Genomic DNA, 25,489 nt, shown 5'->3' on the forward strand with positions numbered 1-25,489 from the left:
CACCTCTGAGCTATTAATTGGAATAACCCACTTCGCAACTAAGAAGTGGGTTATTCGACATGTTTGTATGAATAGATTTACATATTGCCTCAGAGAGGGTATGCTGACATCTGTGCTCATGCAACGTTGTCGTACATGGAAGCATACAATGAAATATGGTAAAGTAGAGAGGCCCAATGATCGTGGATAATTGGCCTTTTACGATAGGTCGTAATCATGCAAGTTTTGATTGAGGAGGCTTTGCGCATGAACATTTTGCAGGCATTGTTTTTCCCTCCGGAGCAACCGGGCGGCGTGTCCTCAATGGTTCCTTACATTCAAGAACGATTTAACAAAATCGGCTGGCCAATGGAGTTATTCTCCCTTCCGAAACGGGTTAGGGGTAAAGGCCAAGAGCCTGTTACGTTCGAAACATTCGATATTAGCAATTACGAGGGTAATCCCATTATCGATAAATATTTGCAAACCTACCGCGATTACGTCTGGTGGACGAAGCTGCGCATTCAGAAATCGTATGATCTCATTCATGCGCATCATCCTATTCCGGCGCTGGTCATGAAACAGCTTTACCCCGATACGCCGCTTGTCATGACGATTCATTCCAGTTACGAACGCGAGCTGATTCTCAATGGCAAAATCATTGAAGGCGAGATGGAGCATCGTTTCTTAACTTCGATCTACAGGGAGCTTGAGCTGAAAGCGGATCGTATTCTGACGCCATCCGAAGCATTCCGCAGCTATATGCGGCCTTATGTGAACGATGCCGATCGCATTCAGGTCATTCCGAACGGGTTTGATGAGAAACGGTTTAAACCGATTTCTCATGAGAACGAGGTCGTGCAGCTGATTACGGTATGTCGCCTTGTTCCTGCAAAAGGGCTGGATATTCTGCTTCATGCTTGTGCCCAGCTGAAAGCGCGCGGACAGAACTTCGTCCTTCATATTATCGGCGATGGACCGAGTAGACTTGAGCTGGAGCAGCTTGCACAGAAGTTAAATTTGTATGACGATATTATTTTCTACGGCTACATGCTGCACCCGGAAGAGTTTATGCCCTTCTTCGATGTCTTCGTTCTGCCATCACGAGCAGAAGCATTCGGCTCGGTATTCGCTGAAGCAGCATTATGCTGGTTGGCTTTGGTCGGCACGAATGTAGGCGGTATTGCCGAGCAGATCGACGATGGAATCAATGGTCTCTTAGTGGAACCGGAGAATCCGACAGCGTTAGCGAATGCGCTTGAGAAGGTCGTATCCGATCAGGATTTCCGCTACAATATGGCACGGGCGGCTTGGAATAAAGCGAAACGCGTGTACTCCTTGCAGCGGGTAATCGCACAATTGAAGCAAGTGTATACGGAAATCAATCCGGAAGCGGACAAGGCAGAATAGGGAGTTAGGACATGGGAGTCTCATTTCGATTTATTCATGCTGCGGATTTGCATGTCGACAGTCCTTTTCGCGGATTGACGGAGGTGCCTCCCCATGTAAGGGAAGGACTTGGATCCTCGACCTTTCAGGCTGTTCGCCATTTGGTCGAGGCGGCACTGCGCGAAGCGGTTGATTTTGTAGTTATTTCCGGCGATCTCTATGATATGGCCGACAGATCGCTCCGAGCGCAATTATCATTGCAGCGGGAGTGGCAGAAGCTGCATGCCCAAGGCGTGCGGCTATTTGTTATTCATGGCAATCACGATCCGTTATCGGGCATGCAGGCTAATTTGGAATGGCCATCTTCGGTTCATTTCTTCGGAGCGGATGCGGTGGAAGCTGTACCCGTATACACCAAAGAAGGCGAGTTGGCTGCTCATGTGCATGGAATCTCCTATGGCTCACGAGTTGTAACCGCGAATTTGGCATCACGCTACAAGCCTATAGCCGATGGTTCGTATCAAATCGCGCTGCTGCATGGCACGGTGGACGGACATGCCGGGCATGATCCCTACGCGCCTTGCAGCTTGGCGGAGCTGATAGGTGCAGGCTTCCAGTATTGGGCGCTCGGTCATATTCATCAGCGTGCGGTTCTGCATCGTTATCCGCATGTCGTATATGCCGGCAATACACAGGGCAGACATGCCAACGAAACTGGGGCGAAGGGCTGTTATCTCGTAGACGTCAGCGAGACTTTGGAGACAAAGCTGCGCTTTCTCCCTTTAGACACGATAAGGTGGGAGACTTTGCGAGTAACCATCGCAGGTGTTCAGTCGGAGCAGGCATTGCTTCATGCCTTGGAACAAACCATCGCTTCGGCAGTGGCTAATAATGAAGGCAGGTCGCTTATGATCAAGCTGCGCTTAGAAGGCCGAGGTCCTATGCATCGCTTATTAACGGATGCCGTCGTAATCACGGAACTGCTAGGAGCACTAAGAGAACGAATCGGGGAGTTTGATGTGAGTTTGAACTCCGTGCCCGGCATGCAGTGGTGCTGGGTGCATAGCTTAGAAGCTGCAACGGGAGCAGAATTGGATCTGAATGCGCTGTCCGTAGAAGATAGTTTTACAGGTGAACTGATTCGCAGCAGCAATGCCGCCGAAGTGGACGAGCAAGCGATGCAGCAGCTGCTGGAAGAAGCGCTTCAATCCTTATCGAGCAATGCCCGAATTCGGAAGATGGTACGAGCCATGCAAACTGAGCGAGCTGCTGGATGGTTCGAGCTAGCGAAGGAGCTTGCGGCCGGGATGCTGACTGAGGAGTCGGATAGTCAAATGGAGTCGTTACCCGAGCAAGACGCAGGACAAGGAGGCGAGCGGCATTGAAGCTTCAAGGACTTCATGTAGAAGGCTTCGGGAAGCTGAGCGACCTTCACTGCAAATTCGATGCACCCGTGACCATCGTTTACGGACATAACGAGGCAGGCAAAAGCACGATGCTCGGGTTCGTTCGCGCGATGCTGTTCGGATTTGCGAATAAAGGCAATCCGGCAGAACGACAAGAGCCTGTTTATGGAGGGCGACATGGCGGCCGATTGTTTTTTGAAAATAGTGCCGGGCATGCATATGTGCTGGAGCGTTACAGCAGCGCTGCGGGGAAGGTGAACATTCGCCGGCTTGAACCAGAGGGAAGCAGCGGGAGCAATGGAGTCGAAACACTCACACAGTCGATGTGGGAGCGTATGTTTCTGGGCGGCGTCAACGAGCGATTGTTCCGAGAGCTGTTTGCGATCTCCTTATCGGAGCTGCAGGCGATCGGCATGCTGGAAGGCGATGAACTGGGCAAGCAGCTGTATCATGCTGGCTGGAATGGCGGCAGTGCGATCGCGAAGACGGAGAAGCTGTTAAATACGCAGCTGGATCAATTGTATCGTCCGCGTGGAAGTACGCAGCAAATGAATAAGTTGATGAAGACGCTCGACGAAATCGACGCGCAGCTTCGTCAATCGGAGGATAGTATTGCCGTATTTAATGAGCTGAGCTCATCGCTTGCCGAGCTTGAAGGGGATCAGTCTTATGTGGAAGAACAGCTCCCTACTGTAAGGGATAGGGAAGCGTTGTTGACAAGAGCGGTTCACTTGCGTCAGAGGTGGATCGATCGGCTTGCGCTGCAGAAGGAAGAAGACGCTTACGGTGATGCGCCTAGACTTGTAGTGGATGCGCGTGCCAAGACAGAGGCGATAGCGGCAGAGCTGATTCGGTTGCATGGGGAACGACATCTCAATCGTGAATTAGCGCAGAGGCTATCGCAGCAATTGGCTGTATTGTCTTTCGACGATCAGTTGATCGCAAGTGAGCATGAGATTGAAGCCTTACTGCTGTCAGCAGAGCATATTGCGGCTTCCAGGCAGAGTGCGGCTGAGCTTTCCGCAGAAATGCGCGAACACGAGGAGACGGCTCGCCGAATGATTCATCGTATTTCTCCGAACTGGACTGCAACTGAGCTGCGCTCCTTCCCAAATGGAGTCGCAGACCGGGAACAGGTGAGAGTGTTCCGAGCCGCGCTTCAGGACAGCTCGAAAGTTCACGGGCATGCGGAAGCCGAGCTTCGCGCAGCCTCACAGCAGGTTAAGGAAGCGGCCGCGCAGCTTTCTGAGGTGGATGGGGATAATGGCGTACTCGCTCGTGGGAATTCGGTAGGAATCGAGCTGCTGCCGGACTCTCCGGAAGCGCTTCGGCTTGCTGCACGTCAGTTCGAGGAAGCGTGGCATGAATTGGAATTGGCGAAGCTGCGCGCTGCGCATGACGCTACATCGACGTTGCAGCTTTCCGCAGATGAGCAGCAGCGTTCGAGAGAGGGGCAGTCCGCGCAGCTGCGGGTTGGAAGCGGTGCTTATTGGGCAGCCGTAGCGATTACGGCGGCCGGCGCAGCCGTGCTTGTCGTTGTCGGCGAGCCGGTAGCGGCAGCTGTCGCTGGTGTTGCGGCAGTGGCACTCGCAGCGCCCGGGGTGCTGAGGTTTGGGAGGCCGTCAGACCGTGCAGCGCACGGGCGAGCCGGCGGACGAGGCCGAGCAGGACGCAGGCGCGTACAGGAGGAGGCCTCCTTCGGGAGGTCGGATACTTCGGATGCGCTGCTTGCCGACGCGGAGAAACGTGTTGTTGCTGCGGTGCAGCAGCTCGTCCGCGAGCCTGCGGGCATTCTGGCAGCGCTGCTGGCGCGGGGGCAGCACGAAGCTCCTGCGATGCAGCAGGCAGAGCTGTCCGCGGCATGGCGGCAGTCCGCCGCTGCCAGAGACGGCCGCGCGTTGGACGCAATCGGTGGCGCAGCAGCTTCAACAGCTGCACAAGTGCTCGCGCGTCTGCGCGCTGCGATCGACGCGCGGCAGGACGAGCTTCGCCTGCGCGCCGGCACCGCTGAGCGCCGCGGAGAGCTTGCGCGCCGCCATGCGCGGCTGCGCGCGCAGGAGGACGCCGCCCTCGCCGCGGTGGACCACGCGGCCGAAGCGGCAGCAGCCATCGCGGCCAGATGGCGCGAATGGCTGGCCGCGTGCGACCTTCCGGCTTCGCTCACGCCGGAAGCGGCCGCGGAAACCTTCGATCTTGCCGAGCAGGCGCTGCTGCGGCTGCAATCGTATGACCGCGCAGCAGGCAAGGCTGCACGGCTGCAGGCGGAGGTGGCCGCCTTCGAAGACGCGGCCTTGCAGCTTAGCGCAGCATTCCCCGCGGCGGTCAATCGCGCGCATGGCGACGCGGCCGCGGCCGTCCGGATGCTGCACGCGGAAGCGAGTCGGCATGCGGCGGCAAGCAGCCGAGCCGAGGAGCTGCAAGCGCGGCTTGCGGAGCTGGAGCAGCAGGCTGCGCAGCTGGCCAAGCTCACGCTCGACTTGGAAGCGAAGCAGCGGCAGTGGTTCGATTCCGCGCGCGTGAACAATGAGCTGGAATGGCTGGATGCGTTACAGCGTTCTGAGCGACTGGCCGTAATCGAAGCGGAGCGCTATCGGCTCGATGCGGAGCTTACGGCGGGTTTGACAAGTGGACAGCGCGAACAGCTGGAGACTTGGTATTCCATGAGCGACGGCAATCAGCTGACGCAGATGCAAGAGGAAGCGAAGCGCGAGCTTGGGCAGCTGGAGCAGCGCAGAAGCGAGCTGATTGAGCAGAGCGGACGCAAGCGTCAGCAGCTGGAGCAGCTGCTGCAAAGCAGCGGCAGATCGCGGCTCATCATGGAGCGAGAGCAGGCAACGGCTGCGCTGGAACAGTTGATTGAGCGGTATGCGGTCGGTGCGATTAGCATGACGATGATTCGCAGAACCAAACGAATCATGGAGGAGCAGCGACAGCCGGGCGTACTTCGCGAAGCGTCGCGGATTATGGCAAGGCTGTCGCATGGAAGCTATAAACGGATTTCGATTCCGGAGGGAGAGCAAACGATCTCACTGGAATCGAAAGACGGAAGGTTGGTAGAAAGCAAAAGGCTCAGCAGAGGAACTGCTGAGCAATTATATCTTGCGATGCGATTAGCGCTGGCGGATGAAGCGGCAGCCTCGATGGAACTGCCGCTGTTGCTTGACGATCCACTCGTTAACTTCGATCTGACCAGGCAGAGAGCCGCCGTCGAAGTGCTCGGCGAGCTGGCAGAACGACGCCAAATTGTGCTGTTTACCTGCCATGATCACATGAGAGACTTGATACGTACTATTTTACCGCAAGCCGAACTAATCCATTTAGCATAGTCCTTTTAGTTTAAGTTACTCCCCAGCCGGAGGCCGCTGCTTAATCAGCAGCACCAGCCAGCCAAGGCTGATCAACCCAAACAGAGGGTAGAGCGTGGAGAGGAGCGGGCCAAATCCGATTTGGCTGGCTACGTAACAGGAGGCTAACGTCAGGATCGTGAGCAGGGTTCGGGAGAGTTTAAGTCGTTCCTGCATTTGCAGCGTCAATCCGTACACATCGGCGATCAGAGTCGTGAAGATTTCCGCGAAAATCAAGAAGATATAGATCCACTGAATGCCATGGCCAAGCTGACGCGCGATACCGCCCATCGGTATTTCGAATTGTTGGATACCGGGCATGTACACCGATAACGCGATGTGTCCGGCAAGCAGCATGAAGCCGATCCCGATGCCGCCGATCCATGAACCGTAGACGATCGTTTTGCGATCTCGCATTTCTGCGCCAAGCGGGACAAGCACGGCTTGAGCCATAGATAAATTGAAAGCGGCGTAGAGGAACGGCGAAGCCCAGATGGAGATCGGCGAATGGTCACTCGTCAGCAGCATCCACCGGTCCGAGCCCGGCGTTTTGACCGTATCGATGATGATAAGCACCGTAAAGAGCAGCATCACCGGCACGACAATCGCGTTTACGGTTAAGATTGCATTCATCCCTTTACGCAGCAGGAAGAAGCAGCCGACCATCGTAATGAGCAGACCCGTTTGATAGGATAGATTCCAGTTTTCGGAGAATATCGAACCGGCACCGGCAAGCATAACGGCACAAACGCCGAATAATACGATGAGCATGAAATGGCTGATCCAGCGGCCGAAACGGTCGCCGAAGAGCACTTTATTGACATCCTCATAGGATTTTGCCCGGACATCGCTTGCAATCAACATCATTTTGGCACCGAGCCACACGAACATGATCGTGGCCATTAGAATGGTAACGGCGCCTAGTACACCAAACCGAGTAAAAAATTGCAAAATCTCTTGTCCGGTTGCAAAACCTGCGCCAACTACCGTACCCATATACGTAAACGCGATTTGCATGATTTTACTCGCTCTTTTCATACGTACACATAACCTGCCTTTCGCACAATACCTACTAGTAAAAGGTATGTCCAATCAGGGACAGGCATGACTATTATCCTTCTTATAAGAGAAAGCGGTGGATTTGCTGGTATGGCTATGGTTGTTGCCATTAGTGTTTTCTCTGCATCCCTGGTACTGATTGTATGGAAGCCAAAAGGAATTCACGAAGCAATCGTCGCCCTTCTCGGCGCGGCATTGTTATTCGTAGCCAGGCTGCTTACGCCGGAGGATGCGGCTTATATATGGGGCTTTGTCTGGAATGCGACTTTCTCTTTAATCGGCATTATGCTGTTTACGGCGCTTCTGGACGCGAATGGATTTTTTCGCTTTGCTGCACTCCATATCGTTCGAACCTTTCATCATAAGCAGCTGCGCCTGTTAATCGGATTATGCGCGCTTGCTGCGGCAATTACGGTGTTCTTCAACAATGACGGCACGATCCTGATTATGATTCCGATTGTGCTGGAAGTAACGAAATTGCTACAGCTGTCTCGCAGGAGCAGTATCGCCTTTCTGCTTGGTGTAGGTTTAATGGCAGACACAGCAAGCGCACCGCTAATGATGAGCAATTTAACGAATATATTAACGGCGGATTTCTTCGATCTGTCCTTCGGGGAATATGCCAGAACAATGATTCTTCCGGGAATCGTTGCGATCGTGGTGACGATTGCGGTTACGGCAGGTTACTTCGGACGCAGCATTCGAGCGGAGGAGGAGAGGCTGCACGCACCTGAATCCTTTCCTGATCCTACGTCAGCGATCGGCCATAAAGGGCTGTTCTACTTATCTTGGGTCATCATTGCGGCCATTATGGTCGGTTATCTGGTAGCGGACAAAATCGGGGTTCCGGTTGCGGCGATCGCCTTAACGGGAGCTGCAGTACAGTGGCTTGCAAGTATGGCTGTCGGACAAGGAGACGTGAAAAAGACGCTCCGCGGAGCGCCCTGGTTAATCGTCGTATTCGCCTTATCGATGAATCTAATCGTCTACAGTATGTATCTTCACGGCGCAGTAAGCTGGTTCCCTCACGCAATCGAACCGTTGACGGAGCAAGGGCCATTGATTGGCATCCTCGGCTCTGGTGCGCTGTTCTCCTTGCTTAGCGCGGCAGTCAATAACTTGCCGGCGGTGCTTGTATCGTCACTTGCCATTGAACAGATGGCGGGGCCGCATTATTTGCCCTACGCCAGCTTACTTGGTACTTCTGTCGGCGCCAAGCTGACACCGATCGGTTCTCTCGCAACGCTGCTATGGCTGCAGCTGCTGCGCAAAGGCGGCATCGATATGTCTTGGCGGGAATACGCTAAATATGGGCTGCTGCTGACCGTACCGATCTTGCTCAGTGCACTTATAACCTTATGGCTTATCTGGTAGGATGAAAAGCTTCATTGAAAGTACCTTTTTCGTTTCAGGATCAAGATCCAATTTCAGCAATGCCCCTGTCGCTTGATAAGCGAGCACGCTTGCGGTATGCGTCGTCGGTTTTCCCAAAGCTGTAGTCACTGCGCTCTCGCTGTCACCTACACGAAGACCACTCAAGCTGCTCGATACGTTTTTCTCGAAAACTTCAACGAAGCGAACTTTCTTATCCGAACCATATCCGATGGAGAACCCGGGATACTCAATAACGGTAATGGTCTCTTTCTCATCCTTAATCATATAACTGTCTGTTTGTTTGCCCAGTCGAAGATCTAGAACCGTCTTGGCATCTCCAATCGAGATACCATGGAGCTTAGGTGCTTTGGGATCCCACTTCGGTTCTTCCTTCACAGCAGCCTGCTTCGTTCCGGCTTTACCAGTGGAGGATTCTGTCTGTGCATCCGCGATTGTTGCGTCTTGAGAAGGGGTCTCCTCGAACAGGGTCTCTTGACCTTCGCCTTTCGAAACATAGGCCTTCTGAGGGCTGTCGGAATGGTCGTCCGTGTGTGACCCGGATTGTTCAGCCGTTAACCGGCCCTTATCTGTAGTTTCAATTCCCGTAACGCCAAGCGAGCAGCTTGAAAGCAGCAGAAGCATCGTGCAAGCAGCGGCGGCATAGGCGATTTGTTTGGTTGTTAAACTCGTTATCGTTCGTGTCATTCGTGTCACACCTCCTCGATGTACGCCCTGGTATCCGATTCGTATCGTTGTTAATCAGTTAGACGTTAGTAATGGAAAAAAGTTGCAATGATTAGTGGCTGTTTCGTTATATTTTTTGCCGATTAGTTGCGCTGTTGGTGTTCCATATGATACCTTTAACGGAAAAGATTTTTTCTGGTGGAGGGAAAGCGAATGGAACTGCTAAAAGAACGCATACTGCGTGAAGCCTCTATTCTAAATCAAGATGTATTGAAGTTGGATGCTTTGTTAAATCATCAGGTCGACCCGATCCTTACCCAAGAGATGGGTAAAGAATTTGCGCGTTTATATGCGGAAACGCCGATTACGAAAGTCATCACAGTGGAATCATCCGGCATACCGGTTGCTTTTACGACAGCCCTGGCGCTTGGTGTACCGCTCGTATTTGCACGACGGAAGAAAACGCTCATCGCGGATCCGGATGCCTATTGCGAACGTGTTCCGTCATTCACGAAAGGCATTGTAACGGACATCATGGTTTCCCGTCAATTCCTAACGCCGGACGATACCGTACTATTCATCGACGATATCATTGCTAACGGCGATGCAGCCCGTGGTCTTATCAAAATTATCGAGCGTTCCGGTGCAACCTTAGCAGGACTTGGCATCGTGGTGGAGAAATCATTTCAAGCCGGAGCACGTACGATTCGTGAACAAGGTATTCGTGTAGAATCGCTGGTGCGCATCGCTTCGCTGGATGGCGGAAAGATTCGTTTCGAATAGGTTCCGGATAAATTCCATGATCATCATCTTTTCGAGTTGAATGAATTGGCTTATAATGATCGTAAGTGACGGATTGGAGGCACAACATATGGGACAATTATCTGCTGATTATTTAGTGACCAAGTTGTCGGAAGCGAAGAACCATTTCGAACGTGCTCTTGATTGCAAGCATACGGATTTTGATGACTTGTATCCTTATATGATTGAGCATCCGCAGTTTTTCTGGTATAAACGGTATGTTGCATGGTCCGAACTCCTTACGATTGTGAAGCTCTCTACTGAGCTTGAGATGGATTGGAAAGAACAGTTCACGGAGAAACAAGCGGAGTATATCACGAGCCGAGTGATGTCATCTCGCGTTCTCGATGAATGGTACGAAACGAATGATTCGAAGGAACATGTTAGCTGAGCGTGGAACGAAACAAGTGAACAGAAAGACCTCAATGCTGGCAATCCCTGCCGTATTGAGGTTTTTTTATAGAAATGGAGCGAATGAGAATGATAACAGAAGCACAGCTGGATCAATTTCGAGTGGACGGAACGCCGGTGCGCGTAGTAAGAGATGGGATGGAAGTGAATGATGTACTCGGCATTGTCGTTGCATGGGATGCCGATTCCGTCGTCATTCGCAAGCGCAGCCGCAGAGTGGTTAAGCTAAGCAGAAGCTATGTCTATGAACCGGTGGCGGCTCCTCGAACCGAGCTGTAAATGTGAAAAAGTTGAAACGAAATGCAGCCTCATCCGTATTGGTGTAGCAAACGTTACTGGAGGTTATTTGAATGAAATGTCCTGTATGTTCAGATGTTCGTATGCGCGAGATTGAGAAGGACGGCGTTCTGATCGACGTTTGCCCGGATTGTAAAGGGGTTTGGCTGGATCGCGGCGAGCTGGACAAGCTTGTGCGCGGTGTCAAAGAAGTTCGCGATGACTACGATCGACTGGAGCGCAGCGTTCAAGTCAATCCTGCTTATCCGCCGAATGAATCCCATTTTGAGCAAGATCGTGATCGTCATCGCAGCCAGGGGCAGGATCACAACTATAATACCGGCAAAGGCTACAGCCAGAACGGTTACGACTCGCATGGGTATGATAAGCATGGGTATGACAAATACGGCAAGCCGCGCAAGAAGAAAACGATGCTTGATGTTTTCGGTGACTTGTTCGAATAAACTATAGTTAGAAAATTTCAACTTTAATCGATCATCTTGACTTCGCCTGAAGCGGATGCCATAATGAGAACGTGATTGCGGCTCGTGTCGCAACAACAACTGCCAGATGCGGTCGTGGCGGAATTGGCAGACGCGCTAGATTCAGGTTCTAGTGGTGTAACAGCCGTGGAGGTTCGAGTCCTCTCGACCGCACCAATTATTTAAATAGCAAGGGTTTGGGATGCCTAGTATTGATTAGGCTGACCGGACCCTTTTTTTGTTTGTGCAAGAGCTCTTTCTTCCGGTGAGAAATGACTGTAGAAGGATGCGTTTTTGCTGGGTAATATTAACGAAGCATTGGTTCAAATTGTAAGTTACTAGGAGGCGAGAAGTATATATAGGAAATATAGGAAGTAGACGCAACGAAACTATCCTTTCGTTGCGTTTCTTTTATATAAATGTCGTGCGGTGAGCTGAAATTTATACGATAATAGAATGAAAAGGCGTGGTAGCGCTATCATATAAAGGGGAGGGGGGAGATGGGATGAAGAAGTTTTCAAGCGTGTTTCGAAGCTTCCTAATTTCATATATCGTCATCTTAATTATTCCCAGCATCGCTGGATTCATTTCTTATCGTACCTCCATCTCAGTTACGGAGAAGCTGTCCATTCAGAATAATGTGATACAGCTCCAGAAGAGCAAAGAGTTGTTGGAGCGGCGGATGGCCGAGGTTGAAGGCTTCACTAGACAGCTCGCCATCAATCCGGACTTAAGTATCTTGATGAACGAGAAGAGCGCAGGGGACCAGACGAATGTTTACGGGATCTGGAAAATGCTTCGCAGCGTGCTTACGTTCGGACAAACCAATGATTTTCTCCAGCAGTTTTATATTTACTTGGGCAACTATAATGTCATCCTAACGCCGGGGTCGGCCTATTTCCGTCCGGAGCATTATTATGATAATTTCCGTTATACCGATCAATCGCTTGCAGAATGGAAGCAAACGGTGCTCGGGAAGACGCATCGCAGCGAAATCATGCCCCTTCGCAAATTTAATAATAAGGGCACGCCGACTGCCGTTGTTACATACATGCAGTCTTTCCCGCTAGACAGCTTCAGCGGCTCCTCGCCTGCTGTTGCCGTCGTCATTATCGACGAGAAAACGATCGCGAATCTATTAACGGGGATTACAGACAAATACGGCGGGTGGACGCAGATTAGCGACGCCAATGGCCGAACGATTGCTTCGACGGGCACCGGTTTGCCAGATATGAACGCGTTGTCCAAGGACTCCAAATTCGATCCGACTCAAACGAGTCAATTCTACGAGGATGATCTCGTCATTACGATTCACTCGGAGACGAACGGCTGGGTATATCGTTCGGGCATCCCGAGACATGTCTTATTAGAGAACGCGAATCAGATCAAGTTCATGACATGGACGATTACCGGCATTGCACTTGCTGTAGGACTGCTGGTCGGATTATTGCTGGCTTACCGCAACAGCGTGCCGATCCATAAACTGGTGTCGGTCGTGAAGGAGCAGTTCGGCAAGGTAGAGACGGCCGAGCGGAATGAATACGATTTCTTGCACGGTAACATCGCGGAAATGATCCGCAGCAGCAACCAGCTGGAGTCTGAGCTTCACCGGCAGCTGCCACTTATTCGGGATGCCTTCTTGAAACGGTTGATTTCCGGGGAGCTGCAGACACGGGAGGAGATTTTTGCCGCTGCTTCTCAAGCGAATACAGGCATTTACGGTCATTCCGGATATGTGTGTATTCTGCATGTACAAGGCTACACCGGGATGGACAGTGTCGAGGTACTGAATGAGCTGCATGCAGCAAGACTTATCTTAAAGCAAGCGCTTCTTGATATTGCCGGCTTTATGCTGACAACGGATTCGGGCTCAGACAGAATCGTTATCGTGTTCGCTTCCAAAGAAGCCGAGACCGGTAATGCACTGGGACGCAGCGAGATCGCCGCACTGCTGGAACAGCTGTCCCGGCAGGCTTTCTCTGAATACCGCATTACATTCACAGCTGCGCTCGGCGATTCATTCGGATCGGAAACGGAAGTCAGCGTTTCCTATGAACAGGCGAAACAGACGTTGGAGCATGCGCTGCACGCCGATCGCAAAGGCATCGCTTGGTATGACGAAACGAGCATGGAGAGTGCAACTTACTATTACCCGCTGGAACTGGAGCTTCGTTTGATCGGGACGATCCGGGCAGGGGAGACGGAAGAAGCAAGGCGCATCGTCCGTTCCGTCATCTCTCTGAATACAGAGCAGCGCGAGCTGTCGGTAGAGATGTGGCAGCAGCTGGTCGGAGAGGTGAAAGGGACCCTTCTGAAGCTGCTCGATCAGAAGACGTTCATGGAATCCGGCATATTCGAGCAGTTGAAGGATCGTATTATTGCCATTCAAGCACAGGATAAACGGACTTTCCAGATGGAAATCGAAGATATTGCCGATGCGATGTGCGCAGTAGTCGTCAGCCGTAAGAATGATAGTCATACAAGGACGGTTGAAAGCATGAAAGCTTATATTGGCGAACATTTCTCGGATGCCGAGTTAACTTTATACCGCATAGCGGAGCAAGTGGAACGGCCGGAGAAATACATTTCGCAGCTGTTTAAGGAAGTAACCGGCTCGAATCTATCCGATTACCTGGAGCAGGTCCGGATGGAGCATGCAGTAACCCTGCTGCGTGAGAATGGATATACGGTTGATGAAATTTCTTCCCGTGTCGGCTATAACAGCTCCCATTCGTTCCGCAGAGCTTTCAAACGCGTTACAGGCGTGTCACCAAGCTCGTACCGGCAGACAGCCGAGGGTTGAAAGGGGGATTTGCTTTGAAGACGTTGGCTCAGTCCGCTTATGCCGCAATTTCGATATGCGTACTCCTCTTAGCACTTCCTGCCTGTGATTATGTGAAGCAGCAGGACAAGTCTGCAGATCTACCGCTTCGAATCAGTATCTTTGCGCAGCAGGATACGGACCAGAATTTAAAGACAAATGATTTCTCGCGGTTATTGGAGCAGAAGTTTAACGTTTCCTTCGATTGGCGAACGATTCGCTATGAAGCTGCCAAGGAGAAGAGACAAATTTCGCTGTCGAGCGGAAATTATCCGGATGCTTATATATTGACGACCTATATTGATCAATTCACGCAGGCTGATGTTCTTCGATACGGCAAACAAGGGATCTTCTATCCGCTGAATGATTTGATTGACCGCTATGCGCCGAATATCAAAGCAGCCTTCGATCGAGAGCCTGGCCTTCGCGCGCTTAATACGGCACCTGACGGAAATATCTATGGATTGGCCTCATTCAGCGATTGTTTTCATTGCTCCTATCCTTATAAGCTATGGCTAAACGATAAATGGCTGAAGAAATTGAACCTGAACATGCCGAAGACCACGGAGGAGTTACGCGTCGTACTTCGGGCTTTCAAGAACGGCGACCCGAACGGCAACGGCTTAGCCGACGAGATTCCGCTTAGCGGTTCGACTGAGGATTTCGGCGTGCGCGTGCTTCCGTATTTGATGAACGGATTTGTGTATGACGATGATCGTACCTATGTAGAGGTAGCCAATGGGCAGGTCAGTCTGGCAGCGATTACGCCGCAATGGCGTGAAGGTTTGAAATACGTGAAATCCTTATACGATGAAGGCTTAATTGATGCAGGTGCTTTTACACAAAATGCGGATGCTTATAAGCAGCTTGGCGAGAATGCCGGTGCGGAGATATTGGGCGCGGGGACGGCCATGCATCCGGCTATTTTCGTTGACACGGGGCTTGGTAACAAACGCGGCGGCGATTATGTGCCCGTTCCGCCGCTTCAAGGACCCTATGCTTCTTATGCTGTCTATTATCAGTCCGGCAGCACGCCGGGAGCTAAATTTGCGATTACGGATAAAGCCAGCCCCGATGAACGCATCGCTCTTATTCGAATCGCTGATTATCTGTATACGCCAGAGGGTCAGGCCAATGCGGAAATAGGCAAGGAAGGCCTTGATTGGCGAAGACCGCTCGATGGCGAACAAGCGCTTGATCCCAATATTCCGGCACAGTTCGCAAGCATTGTTGTGCAGGAAGCTGATATCCACCGGAATACGAGATGGAGCGGGATGGGCCATTTCTATATGCCGAAATCCTACAGAAACAGCTGGGTACAGGATATGGATATTTATTCGCCAAACGGCTATGAGAGAAGGCTCTATCAAGCAACGAAATTATATGCGGGGCATGAGCCTAATGAAGTTTTTCCAATGTGGTCGATTTGGATCGACTCCTCGAATGCAGATGAAGAGAGTCTTCTGCAATCCAATATGAAACACGAGATCGATGAAAGCGCAATGGCGTTCATAACAGGACAATTAGACCTCGAGAAGGACTGGGGTGCCTATGTAAAAGGAATCCAAGCGCTTGGCGCAAGCCGGTACGTTTCGATTTTGCAGCAGGCGTACAATAGATGGATCGTACAAGAAAATACCAAATAAAACCTTTATCCGGCCGCGACTGTTGCGGTCGGTTTTTTTTTGTGCCTGTTTGCAAGGTACGGCGGCTCAGATGGCCGTTTTATGGGGAAATGTCCCCCGCAATTCAGGAGATCTGTACGGTGAAAGACGAAATTGTACCTTCCTTGAGATACCGGAAATCACCTATGATCGATCCTGTAGAAAGCGCTATCAACACAACATGGATAGATTCACTAGGGGGGATTGTTTTGGAGGCCGCTGGCAAACGTCTCGGCGCAAGAAGAAGTTTCGCAAGACATTGGCAATTGTATCTCGTCGTTACACCACCGCTTTTATTCTTTATTATTTTCAAATACTATCCGATGCTGAACGCTGTATTAGCCTTCAAAGACTACTACGTGACCAAGGGCATCTGGGGAAGTCCGTGGGTGGGTTTTCATAACTTCAGATTGTTCTTTGAGAACCCGGTGTTCGGGACGATCGTGAAGAATACGCTCACGCTCAGCTTCTATCTGCTGCTTGCCGGATTCCCGGTTCCGATTCTGCTGGCGCTCATGTTAAATGAAGTGCGCGCCCAGAAGTTCAAGCGTTTCGTGCAGCTCGTTACCTTTGCGCCGTACTTTATTTCCACTGTCGTCATGGTATCGATTATTATGCTTTTCCTTGCACCAAGGCTTGGTTTTGTAAACGTATTTATGAATCACCTTGGGCTTGAATCGGTTAACTTTCTTGGTAACCCGAACATGTTCACATCCATTTACGTGTGGTCGGATATTTGGCAGACAGCCGGTTATTCCGCCGTCATCTATTTGGCAGCGCTTGCCGGGGTTGATCCAACTCTATATGAAGCAGCCAAGGTGGACGGGGCATCTCGCTTCCAGAAAATTTGGAACGTGGATTTGCCGGGCATTCTGCCGACGATCTCCATTATCTTGATTCTGAATGTCGGCAACGTTATGGCAATCGGCTTCGAGAAAGTGTATCTGCTTCAAAATAAATTAAATATCGCCAGTTCAGAAATTATCGCGACATATGTGTATCAAATCGGTTTGCTGAATGCGAATTACAGCTTCGCGACGGCAGTAGGTCTATTTAATTCTGTCATCAATTTAGTCCTGTTGTTTGTAGTAAACGCAATGGCAAGACGGTTTTTGAAATCCAGCATCTGGTAATGAAGAGGTGTTTACGTGGCTAAGGTAGCGACTCGAATCAAAGAATCATCAGGCGATAAAGTGTTCCTAACCGTCATTTATATCATTCTGGCCCTCGTGCTGGTGGCGGTGCTCTATCCTTTAATTTACATTTTCAGCAGCTCTTTCAGCAGCCCGTCTGCTGTTTCGGCGGGGCGCGTGTGGCTGTGGCCGGTCGAATTCTCAATCAAGGGCTACGAGGCGCTGTTTAAGAATCCGCAAGTGTTAAGCGGCTATGGCAATTCCTTGCTGTACACCGCAGCAGGTACATTTATCAGTGTCATGTTGACGGTGATGCTGGCGTACCCGCTTTCGCGTTCGACGTTCTTCGGACGCAACGTCATTATGATGCTCATTACGTTCACGATGCTGTTCAGCGGAGGATTGATTCCGACTTATTTGGTCGTGAAGAGCATGGGGATGATCGATACACGATGGGCGTTAATTATTCCGAATGCAGTTTGGGTGTGGCAGGTCATCATCGCTAGGTCCTTCTTTCAGCAGTCCATACCGGCTGAGCTTGTGGAAGCAAGCGAAATCGACGGCTGTTCGGATATCCGCTTCATTCGCAGTGTCGTGCTGTCACTGTCCAAGCCAATCATTGCCGTACTCGTCATCATGTACGCAGTCGGTCAGTGGAATGCGTACTTTGATGCCCTAATTTATCTCAAAACTTCTAGTAAGTACCCTTTGCAGCTGATCCTGCGAAGTATCATCATCCAGAACAACAGCGGCTCCAATATGGACGCCATGAAGCAGGTGGAGAAGCAGCAATTGGCTGAGCTTCTGAAATACTCGCTGATTGTCGTAGCCACGCTTCCGGTGTTAATTATTTATCCGTTCGTGCAGCGTTATTTTGTGCAAGGGATGCTGGTCGGGTCGGTTAAGGGCTAAAGTCGTTGAAGGTACTGAAAGGGGGGATGCCGTTCATAAGCGCATCTGTTCACAGGCTGTGCTTGAACTTGATGGTATTGAAGCTGGTAACAATCCAAACAGAACAACTAAAAGGGAGCGATTACACGTGTTTAAAAAGAGAATGGTAAGCTTGCTTGCGGTGGTCATGATGACTACGATGGTCATGTCGGCTTGCTCCAAAGACAACGGAAACAGTAATACGACTTCAAATACCGAACCGACAAATGCCGCATCCACGAATACGAACGAGCCTGCAGAAGCCAATACGGCTGCACCTGCAGCACCGGTTGACATCAAGCTGTTCGCCGTACAAGAGCAGGACATCAACCTGGAAACGAACAAGTTCACGAAATTCGTAGAAGAAAAATTCAACATCAAATTCACGTTCGAAGCCATTCCTGGCGACGGTGCTAAAGAGAAACGTCAAATCTCCCTGGCAAGCGGCGACTTCCCGGATGCTTATATGCTGACCGCTTATATCGATCAATTCTCACAAGCTGACTTGATCAAATACGGTAAACAAGGCGTATTGATTCCGCTGAACGACCTGATCGATCAATATGCACCGAACATTAAGGCTGCACTTGAAAATAATGCAGACTTCAAAGCATTCAGCGTCGCGCCGGACGGCAACATCTACGGTCTGCCTGCTTACTCCCAATGCTTCCACTGTTCGTACCCGAACAAAATGTGGCTGAACACAAGCTGGCTGGAGAAGCTGAAGCTTGAAATGCCGAAAACGACGGAAGACTTCAAAAAAGTGTTGGAAGCGTTTAAAAACCAAGATCCGAACGGCAACGGCAAAAAAGACGAAGTTCCGCTTAGCGGCTCTACAGAGGACTTCGGTGTTCGCGTCGTTCCTTACTTAATGGATGCATTCGTCTATGATGACGACCGCAACCACTTGTTGATGCAAGGCGGTAAAGTTGGCTCTGCTGCAGTAACAAACGAATGGAAACAAGGTTTGACTTACATTAAGTCGTTGTTCGATGAAGGGTTGATCGATCCGGGCGCATTCACGCAAAATGCGGAAGCATTCAAGAAGATCGGCGAAAACGGCGATGCGCAAATTCTTGGCGCAGGCGCAGGCATGCACCCGGCTATCTTCGTAAACATCGATCACGGCAACAAAAACTCCAAAGATTACAACCAAGTACCGCCGCTTACAGGACCAAACGGCGTATCGCTGGCTACACATGACGGCGGCGGCGTGGCTCCAGGCGCGAAATTCGCAATTACCAGCAAAGCAAGCAAAGAAGCGCAAGTTGCACTGATTCAGCTCGTTGATTACATGTTCTCCCCTGAAGGTCAAACAAACGGCGCATCCGGCATGAAAGACATCGACTGGAGAGATCCGAAAGACGGCGAAGTTGCGCTTGGCGAAGGCGTTCAACCGATGGTAGCTCCGATTCCGAGAGCGGAAGGCGAAGCTCCTCGCAACGCTGGTTGGAGCGGGATGGCTCACTTCTACATGCCGAAAGAATACCGTGACAGCTACGTACAAGGCACTGACATCTACGATTCCGCGAACTACGAGCGTCGCCTGTATCAAGCAACGCTGCAATACCAAGGCCATGAGCCGAAGGAATTGTTCCCGCTGTGGGCAATCTGGCTTGATCCGTCCGAGGTAGATGAAGCAACGATGCTGCAAACGAACATCAAAACGTACATCGATGAGAATTCACTGCAATTCATCACGGGTCACAAGAGCCTTGACAAGGATTGGGACAGCTACGTGAAAGGCCTTGAAGATTTGAAGCTGGGTCGTTACCTGGAAATTTTGCAAAAGGCTTATGATTCCTCTACGTTCGCGAAATAAGAATGCAAGACAACCGGGCGCATTATCGATGCATAAGCGCCCGGTTTTTCTAATTCCAATGATGAAAAGGGGATGAATGATGTGGTTCAGGTTCGGGCAGGCAGAACATTTCGCTTATGGGTGATTGTTGTTTTGTTGATCGCAGCACAGCTTGGCTTGGTTGCACCCGGAGAAAACAAGGCATTTGCAGCAAACAATGGACTTGGCGCTAAGCCCTACATGGGCTGGAGCAGTTACAGCATGCAGGTGTACAGCGGCAATTCATCTTGGATCACGGCAGCGCAAATTAAAGCGCAATCGGATGCCATGCATACGACGCTTCAATCGCACGGCTACGAATATATCAACATTGATGCCGGCTGGAACGGCGGAATGGATGGTTATGGCCGGCCCGTACCAAGCACGACCCTGTATCCGAACGGTCTGAGCGAAGTCATCGATTATGTGCATAACAACGGCCAGAAAATCGGGTTGTACATGATCCCGGGTTTGGCGCCGCAAGCCTACAACGCCGACCTGCCCATCTATAATGCGCCTGGCTGCTCGATGCAGGACATTGCCGTATTGCCGCTTACGACGGCAGATTACTGGGGACTCGGCTACAAGATTGACTTCTCGAACCCATGTGCGCAGAAGTATATCGACTCTATCGCCAATCTGCTCGATTCATGGGGCGTGGACTTCTTGAAATTCGACAGCGTGACGCCGGGCTCCGGGCATAACGATACGACCATCGATGCCCGCGGCGATGTTGCCGCCTGGTCGCAGGCGCTTGCTCCGCACGGCATCTGGTTCGAGCTGTCCTGGGCCCTTGACCACAATTACGTCGATACCTGGAAGCAGTATGCGAATGGCTGGCGCGTTGACTGGGATGTAGAGTGCTATTGCACGAATACGGCGTTGACGACATGGGCGAATATCGCCCGGTTATTCCCGGATGCGGCGACGTGGTGGCGGGATGCCGGCCCGGGGGGATGGAATGATTTCGATTCGCTGAACGTCGGCAATGGGGCAATGGACGGTTTGACTCAAGATGAACGGCGAACAGCGATGACGTTGTGGGCGATGTCTTCTGCCCAGCTGTACACCGGCAACGATATGACGAATCTGGACAGCTTCGGAATCAGCTTGCTTACGAATGATGAAGTCATCGCCGTTAACCAGGCCGGCCGGCCGGCGCATCCAGTCTCGACGGCAACAAATCAGCAGGTTTGGTACGCCAACAACGGAGACGGCACTTACACGGTTGGTTTGGTGAACCTTGGCAGCGCGGCGGCAACGGTTACCGTGAACTGGACCGATATCGGCTTAAACGGCGCGGCGAATGTCCGTGACTTGTGGACGCACACCGATCTCGGATCCTTTACCACCGGCTACAGCTCGGTTAATCTGCCGTCACATGGTTCGCGGCTGTTGAAGGTGAGAGCGGCAGGCGGCTCGGTAACAGCCAATGACGACGATACAGGCGTCAAGTATACGGGCAGCTGGCAGCGCAGCTATAACCGCGGGCTCGGCGATTATCAAGATGATGTTCATTTCACACAAACGAACAATGATTATTTTGAATACACGTTTAACGGAACAGGCGTGGAGTTGATTACAGAGAAGGACTCCTCTCAAGGCAATATGGATATTTACGTGGATAATGTGTTTAAAGGGACAGTCAGTACGTATAACGCAACCCGGCAGCTGCAGCAAACCGTGTATGCGGTTAGCGGACTCACGAACGGTTCGCATACGTTGAAAGCGGTCAAGAAATCGGGCACGTACATGCTCCTGGACAAAATACGGTTCAGCGTTCCCGCGGACATCGCGGTCAACGACACGGATACGTCCATCACCTACTCCGGCTCGTGGACGTATAACGGCAGCAGAGGCTTCGGCGATTATCAGGACGATGTGCATTACACGTCAACGAATAACAACTACGTCCAGTATACGTTTAACGGTACCGGTGTCGAGCTCGTGACGGAGAAGGAAGCGGGGCAAGGAGATATCGATATTTATATCGATAACGTGTTCAAGGGCACTGTGAGTACGTATAATGCTACCCGGGTAGCGCAGCAGAGCGTATATCGGATAGCTGGGTTAACGAGCGGAAGCCATACCATCAAGGCAGTGAAGAAATCAGGCACTTACATGCTGATTGACGCATTCAAGGTTATCGGCAATAAGATCCAAATCAACAATACGGACGCCGGCCTTACCTATTCCGGCGCATGGTCGTTGAACGGAAACCGAGGCTTCGGCGATTACAACAATGACGTCCATTTTACGCAGACGAACAACGATTACGTCCAGTACTCGTTTACGGGAACAGGCATTGAGTACATCACGGAGAAGGAAGCGGCGCAGGGCGACGTTGACATTTACATCGACAACGTCTTCAAAGCAACGGTGAGTACGTATAATGCGACGCGGCTAACGAACCAAGTCGTCTATCAAATCACAGGTTTGACTTCGGGCAGCCACACGTTCAAGGCCGTGAAGAAAACGGGTACGTATATGCTGCTGGATTCACTCCGAGTTACGCCATAATAGGAAGCGGGCGGCTCTTCGCAAATGCGAAGAGCCTGCCCTGTTGGAGGTCTTATGATGAATAACATGCTGGACATCAATCAATACTGCACCGCGCGTGAGGGTTTGCCGCATTTCCGGAATAAAATGAGTCTGAACGAACCCGTTACAGTCGCCTTTCTCGGAGGATCGATAACGGAAGGCTACGGCGCTTCCGATCCCGATCAATCCAGCTGGCGGGCGCTCACGGAGCAGTATCTGCAAACGGCCTATCCTTCGGTTGAATGGACCTTCATTAACGCCGGGGTAGGAGGGACGAATTCCACTCTCGGAGCGCATCGCTTTCATACCCATGTCAAGATGGAGCATGAAATTGACCTGCTGTTACTGGAATTCGCGGTGAATGACAGCCAGCACCGGGAACGAACGCCTGAAGGCAGAGCGGAGGCAATCCGAGGCATGGAAGGCATTGTGCGTCAGTGCCTCAGCCTGTCGCCTCAAGCTGACATTGTCGTTCTCTATTCCGCGGACGAGATCAACTTGCGGGAGAAGGAACCCTTCTTCATAGCCGCACATGAAGAAGTTGCTGCACATTACGGTCTGCCATCTGTCTCGTTCTTTGGAAGAGTACGGGATTGGCTGTGGGCAGGAGGAGGGACATGGGAGCAGCTTGCGCCGGATCGAACGCATCCCAATGACGCGGGCTATGCTTTCTATGCGGATTTATTGCTTACGTTTCTGGAGCTTTCCATGGAGGAGCACGCGGCCGGGAGTTTGAATGAAATTAGGGAGAACCTGCCGGCGCCTATGCTGGAAGCCTCTTATGAGAGGGCTGCTATGAAAGACCTATCCGATGTCTACGATGTGAAGCAGCTTCAGAAGCGAGAGAGGCCGGACAATATGGTCAACTGGCGATATGCAGCCGCTCATCTGGCATCAGATGATCCGGAGGCAGCCTTCAGCTTCGACGTGAACGGACAGGGGGCGGGTTTGCTGCTGATTTGCGGACCGGATTCAGGCATGCTGGAATATGCCATCAATGGCGGTCCGTTCCAACTCGTGAATCCGTTTGATGAGTGGTGCCCCCTATTTCAGCGGCCGGTGCCGGTTCAGCTGGTACAACGATCACAGGCGGAGACGATGCGAATTACGGTGCGCAATGCAGCGCAAAAGGATGAGCGAAGCACGGGGACTTGGCTCCGCGTGCTTGCGCTTCTCGAGCATTGATCCCTTTTGTTAAGAAAATATTGACTTCACTTTAACAATTGTGGTATTTTTATAAACGCCGCTTCTGATTTGCGAAGCGACAACTGCCAGATGCGGTCGTGGCGGAATTGGCAGACGCGCTAGATTCAGGTTCTAGTGGTGTAACAACCGTGGAGGTTCGAGTCCTCTCGACCGCACCAACTTTTAACGAACAAGGGTTTCGGTAAGCTCAAATGAGCTTACTGAGCCCTTTTTTTGTTGCCGTAAACCGAATCGAAGATATGCTTTTTCCTCTTTGTCCGGTTCCCTATCCATCAGATAAACCTTTTGTATATACAGATTATATACCATATCTAATTGAGCCCTTGTAAATGGAGTATATCTTTATTGACGAAACCTGCATAATTATGCCACTTTCTAGTTTTAAATTGTAAAATCTATTAAAAATTTGATAAAAAGATATATTCACTATTTACAATTCTGTAAATTAGTCATAAAATGAAAACGCAACCAAATGTCAGGTTATACCTATTTCATATAATCGGGGTATACCTCAAACAGAGCATCCGGGAAGGAGGCAATCCATACTTTAGCAGCAGCTTGGCAAGGGTTTAGATGCACATTCATTTTTCTAACCAAGGGGAGGACAAAACAAAATGCGTAATGGAAACAAACGTAGTTTGATGGTCTCGGCAGCAGCATTGATGGTAGCTTTTTCGGTAGCAGGATGTGGCGCTAACAACAATACGACTAACACAACGAATAACACTGCTTCGGAAGGAGCAACAAATACAGACACGGCGGCAACGACGAACGAAACCAATGCCGCGAACACAACTGAAACTGCTCCTGCAGAGAGTGCAGGCGATCTTAAAGGCGCAACAATCAAGATTGGTCTATGGTGGGACGGCGCTGACCCGCGTCTGAAGGAAGAGAAAGACCGTGTTCCGGCAGACGACGAGCAAATCGCTTTAATCGAAGCAGCTGAGAAGAAATATAACGGCAAGATCGAATTCGTGAAGTTCGGCGATTACGGCAAATATGTAGAGAACCTGACAACGACTTCGCTTGCAGGCGATCCGTTCGCGGATGTAGTCGTACTTGAGCTGTTCTGGTCATTCCCGGGACTCGTAAACAAGAACTTCATCCTGCCAATCGACGACATGCTTGATATGAGCGACTCCAAGTACATTGCTTGGATGAAGAACGGCGGCAGCTTCCAAGGCAAACAATACGGATTCATTGATTCTCCTCCTTCTCCATACGGTATTTTCTATAATAAGAAGCTGGTTCAACAGCTTGGCGTTGAAGATCCATACGAATTGCAGAAGAGCGGCGCTTGGACATGGGATAAATTCCGCGAGCTAGCTAAAGCGGCTACTAAGGATCAAGACGGCGATGGCAAAACAGACGTGTTCGGTTACATCGGGGACATGAAGGTAAGTACGGAGCAATTCGTCTATGGCAATAAAGGCTCCTTCGATAAAGACGAGAGCGGCAACATGAAGTTCTCGATGGACAGCGCAAACTCGATCCAAGGCCTTCAACTAGTAGCGGATATGTACAATGTGGATAAGTCGATCCTGCAGCCAGCTCCGAAGGACGGCAATGACAAAGCGTTTATCGCTGGCAAGAGCGTGATGTATGGCGGCTTTAGCTGGGAGCTTGGCGGCTTGAAGGACAACATGAAAGATACAGAGCTTGGTTATGTCTTCTTCCCGAAAGCGCCTAACGCTTCTGATTACACGTCCTACACACCTTACGGCAACATGTACATGGTTTCCAAATACTCCAAGAACCCTGAAATCGCTATGAAAATCATGGACGAAATCAGCTTGCACGGTAAAAACAAAGAGCTTGCGGTAGAAAGCTGGAAAAACCAATATACGCCGGAAGGACTTGATACTCGTACGCAAATGTACGACAAGATCGATTACAGCGGCAGCTACATCGCCGTTCCGGATGCAGACAAGCTGGTTGACAGCGTGCTGAAGGATATTACAGAAGGCAAAGTAGCACCTGCTACGGCTGTAGAGAAAATCAAAAATCAGTTTGATGCCGGTATCCAGAAGCTGCAAGCAGATTCAAAGTAACCAGCTCCAATTAGCATATTTCATGTAATTTGAACGGGACACCCTCAAATCGGCTTTGCTTTTAACAGTAAGGCGATTTGGGGGTCCGTTTTTGTGAG

18 protein-coding genes and 2 tRNA genes are annotated in these 25,489 nt (G+C 50.9%); 18 read left to right on the forward strand and 2 right to left on the reverse strand.

Annotation, left to right across the window (positions count from 1 at the left end):
• Window positions 1-246: 246 nt before the first annotated feature.
• Genes BLW29_RS07865 through BLW29_RS07875 form a run of 3 tightly spaced genes read left to right on the forward strand, consistent with a single transcriptional unit; the run spans window position 247 to window position 6,100 of the window.
• Window positions 247-1,389, forward strand: a complete 1,143-nt coding sequence (locus tag BLW29_RS07865) for a glycosyltransferase family 4 protein (protein ID WP_090977995.1) — start codon at window positions 247-249, stop codon at window positions 1,387-1,389.
• Window positions 1,390-1,400: 11 nt separating this feature from the next.
• A complete protein-coding gene (locus BLW29_RS07870) occupies window positions 1,401-2,753 on the forward strand; it encodes a metallophosphoesterase family protein (protein ID WP_090977997.1) in 1,353 nt (450 codons plus the stop codon).
• Window positions 2,750-6,100 (forward strand): AAA family ATPase, encoded by a 3,351-nt coding sequence (locus tag BLW29_RS07875; protein ID WP_090977999.1) that lies wholly within the window; start codon window positions 2,750-2,752, stop codon window positions 6,098-6,100. The genes BLW29_RS07870 and BLW29_RS07875 overlap by 4 nt, the downstream gene beginning before the upstream one ends.
• Before the next feature lie 15 nt (window positions 6,101-6,115).
• On the opposite strand, the gene BLW29_RS07880 is transcribed toward BLW29_RS07875, so the two are convergent.
• On the reverse strand, window positions 6,116-7,156 hold the full coding sequence (locus BLW29_RS07880) for a YkvI family membrane protein (protein WP_090978001.1): 1,041 nt from the start codon (window positions 7,154-7,156) through the stop codon (window positions 6,116-6,118).
• Between the two features lie 111 nt (window positions 7,157-7,267).
• On the opposite strand from BLW29_RS07880, the gene BLW29_RS07885 reads away from it, so the two are divergent.
• Window positions 7,268-8,551 (forward strand): ArsB/NhaD family transporter, encoded by a 1,284-nt coding sequence (locus tag BLW29_RS07885; RefSeq protein WP_177186533.1) that lies wholly within the window; start codon window positions 7,268-7,270, stop codon window positions 8,549-8,551.
• Here BLW29_RS07885 and BLW29_RS07890 read toward each other — a convergent pair.
• Complete coding sequence (locus tag BLW29_RS07890; RefSeq protein WP_090978005.1) at window positions 8,534-9,256, reverse strand: hypothetical protein; 723 nt, start codon at window positions 9,254-9,256, stop codon at window positions 8,534-8,536. The two genes, BLW29_RS07885 and BLW29_RS07890, sit on opposite strands and share 18 nt — an antisense overlap.
• Before the next feature lie 192 nt (window positions 9,257-9,448).
• Here BLW29_RS07890 and BLW29_RS07895 point away from each other — a divergent pair, with 192 nt between their 5' ends.
• From BLW29_RS07895 to BLW29_RS07960, 14 genes are all read left to right on the forward strand, one after another.
• Window positions 9,449-10,018 (forward strand): xanthine phosphoribosyltransferase, encoded by a 570-nt coding sequence (locus BLW29_RS07895; protein ID WP_090978007.1) that lies wholly within the window; start codon window positions 9,449-9,451, stop codon window positions 10,016-10,018.
• Between the two features lie 88 nt (window positions 10,019-10,106).
• Window positions 10,107-10,427, forward strand: a complete 321-nt coding sequence (locus BLW29_RS07900) for a hypothetical protein (protein WP_090978009.1) — start codon at window positions 10,107-10,109, stop codon at window positions 10,425-10,427.
• An 89-nt stretch (window positions 10,428-10,516) separates the two neighbouring features.
• Window positions 10,517-10,726: a hypothetical protein gene (locus BLW29_RS07905; protein ID WP_090978011.1), complete on the forward strand. Its 210-nt coding sequence runs from the start codon at window positions 10,517-10,519 to the stop codon at window positions 10,724-10,726.
• A 71-nt stretch (window positions 10,727-10,797) separates the two neighbouring features.
• The gene (locus BLW29_RS07910; RefSeq protein ID WP_090978013.1) at window positions 10,798-11,187 is read left to right on the forward strand and encodes a TFIIB-type zinc ribbon-containing protein; all 390 of its coding nucleotides are present in this window, start codon (window positions 10,798-10,800) and stop codon (window positions 11,185-11,187) included.
• Between the two features lie 108 nt (window positions 11,188-11,295).
• Window positions 11,296-11,382 (forward strand) — tRNA-Leu (locus BLW29_RS07915).
• A gap of 328 nt (window positions 11,383-11,710) precedes the next feature.
• The gene (locus tag BLW29_RS07920) at window positions 11,711-14,008 is read left to right on the forward strand and encodes a helix-turn-helix domain-containing protein (RefSeq protein WP_090978015.1); all 2,298 of its coding nucleotides are present in this window, start codon (window positions 11,711-11,713) and stop codon (window positions 14,006-14,008) included.
• A gap of 14 nt (window positions 14,009-14,022) precedes the next feature.
• Window positions 14,023-15,672, forward strand: a complete 1,650-nt coding sequence (locus tag BLW29_RS07925; RefSeq protein WP_090978017.1) for a type 2 periplasmic-binding domain-containing protein — start codon at window positions 14,023-14,025, stop codon at window positions 15,670-15,672.
• A gap of 227 nt (window positions 15,673-15,899) precedes the next feature.
• Window positions 15,900-16,823 (forward strand): ABC transporter permease, encoded by a 924-nt coding sequence (locus BLW29_RS07930; RefSeq protein WP_090978019.1) that lies wholly within the window; start codon window positions 15,900-15,902, stop codon window positions 16,821-16,823.
• A gap of 15 nt (window positions 16,824-16,838) precedes the next feature.
• A complete protein-coding gene (locus BLW29_RS07935) occupies window positions 16,839-17,735 on the forward strand; it encodes a carbohydrate ABC transporter permease (RefSeq protein WP_090978021.1) in 897 nt (298 codons plus the stop codon).
• 142 nt (window positions 17,736-17,877) lie between these two features.
• Entirely contained in the window at window positions 17,878-19,575 is a 1,698-nt protein-coding gene (locus tag BLW29_RS07940) for an extracellular solute-binding protein (protein ID WP_090978437.1), read from the forward strand.
• A gap of 81 nt (window positions 19,576-19,656) precedes the next feature.
• Entirely contained in the window at window positions 19,657-22,113 is a 2,457-nt protein-coding gene (locus BLW29_RS07945; RefSeq protein ID WP_256208440.1) for a glycoside hydrolase family 27 protein, read from the forward strand.
• Between the two features lie 54 nt (window positions 22,114-22,167).
• Window positions 22,168-23,319, forward strand: a complete 1,152-nt coding sequence (locus BLW29_RS07950) for an SGNH/GDSL hydrolase family protein (protein WP_177186534.1) — start codon at window positions 22,168-22,170, stop codon at window positions 23,317-23,319.
• 92 nt (window positions 23,320-23,411) lie between these two features.
• Window positions 23,412-23,498, forward strand: a tRNA-Leu gene (locus BLW29_RS07955).
• A gap of 456 nt (window positions 23,499-23,954) precedes the next feature.
• Complete coding sequence (locus BLW29_RS07960; protein ID WP_090978024.1) at window positions 23,955-25,391, forward strand: ABC transporter substrate-binding protein; 1,437 nt, start codon at window positions 23,955-23,957, stop codon at window positions 25,389-25,391.
• The last annotated feature ends 98 nt before the right edge of the window (window positions 25,392-25,489 follow it).

The organism is Paenibacillus sp. CF384, from assembly GCF_900106745.1.
Lineage (GTDB): Bacteria > Bacillota > Bacilli > Paenibacillales > Paenibacillaceae > Paenibacillus_Z.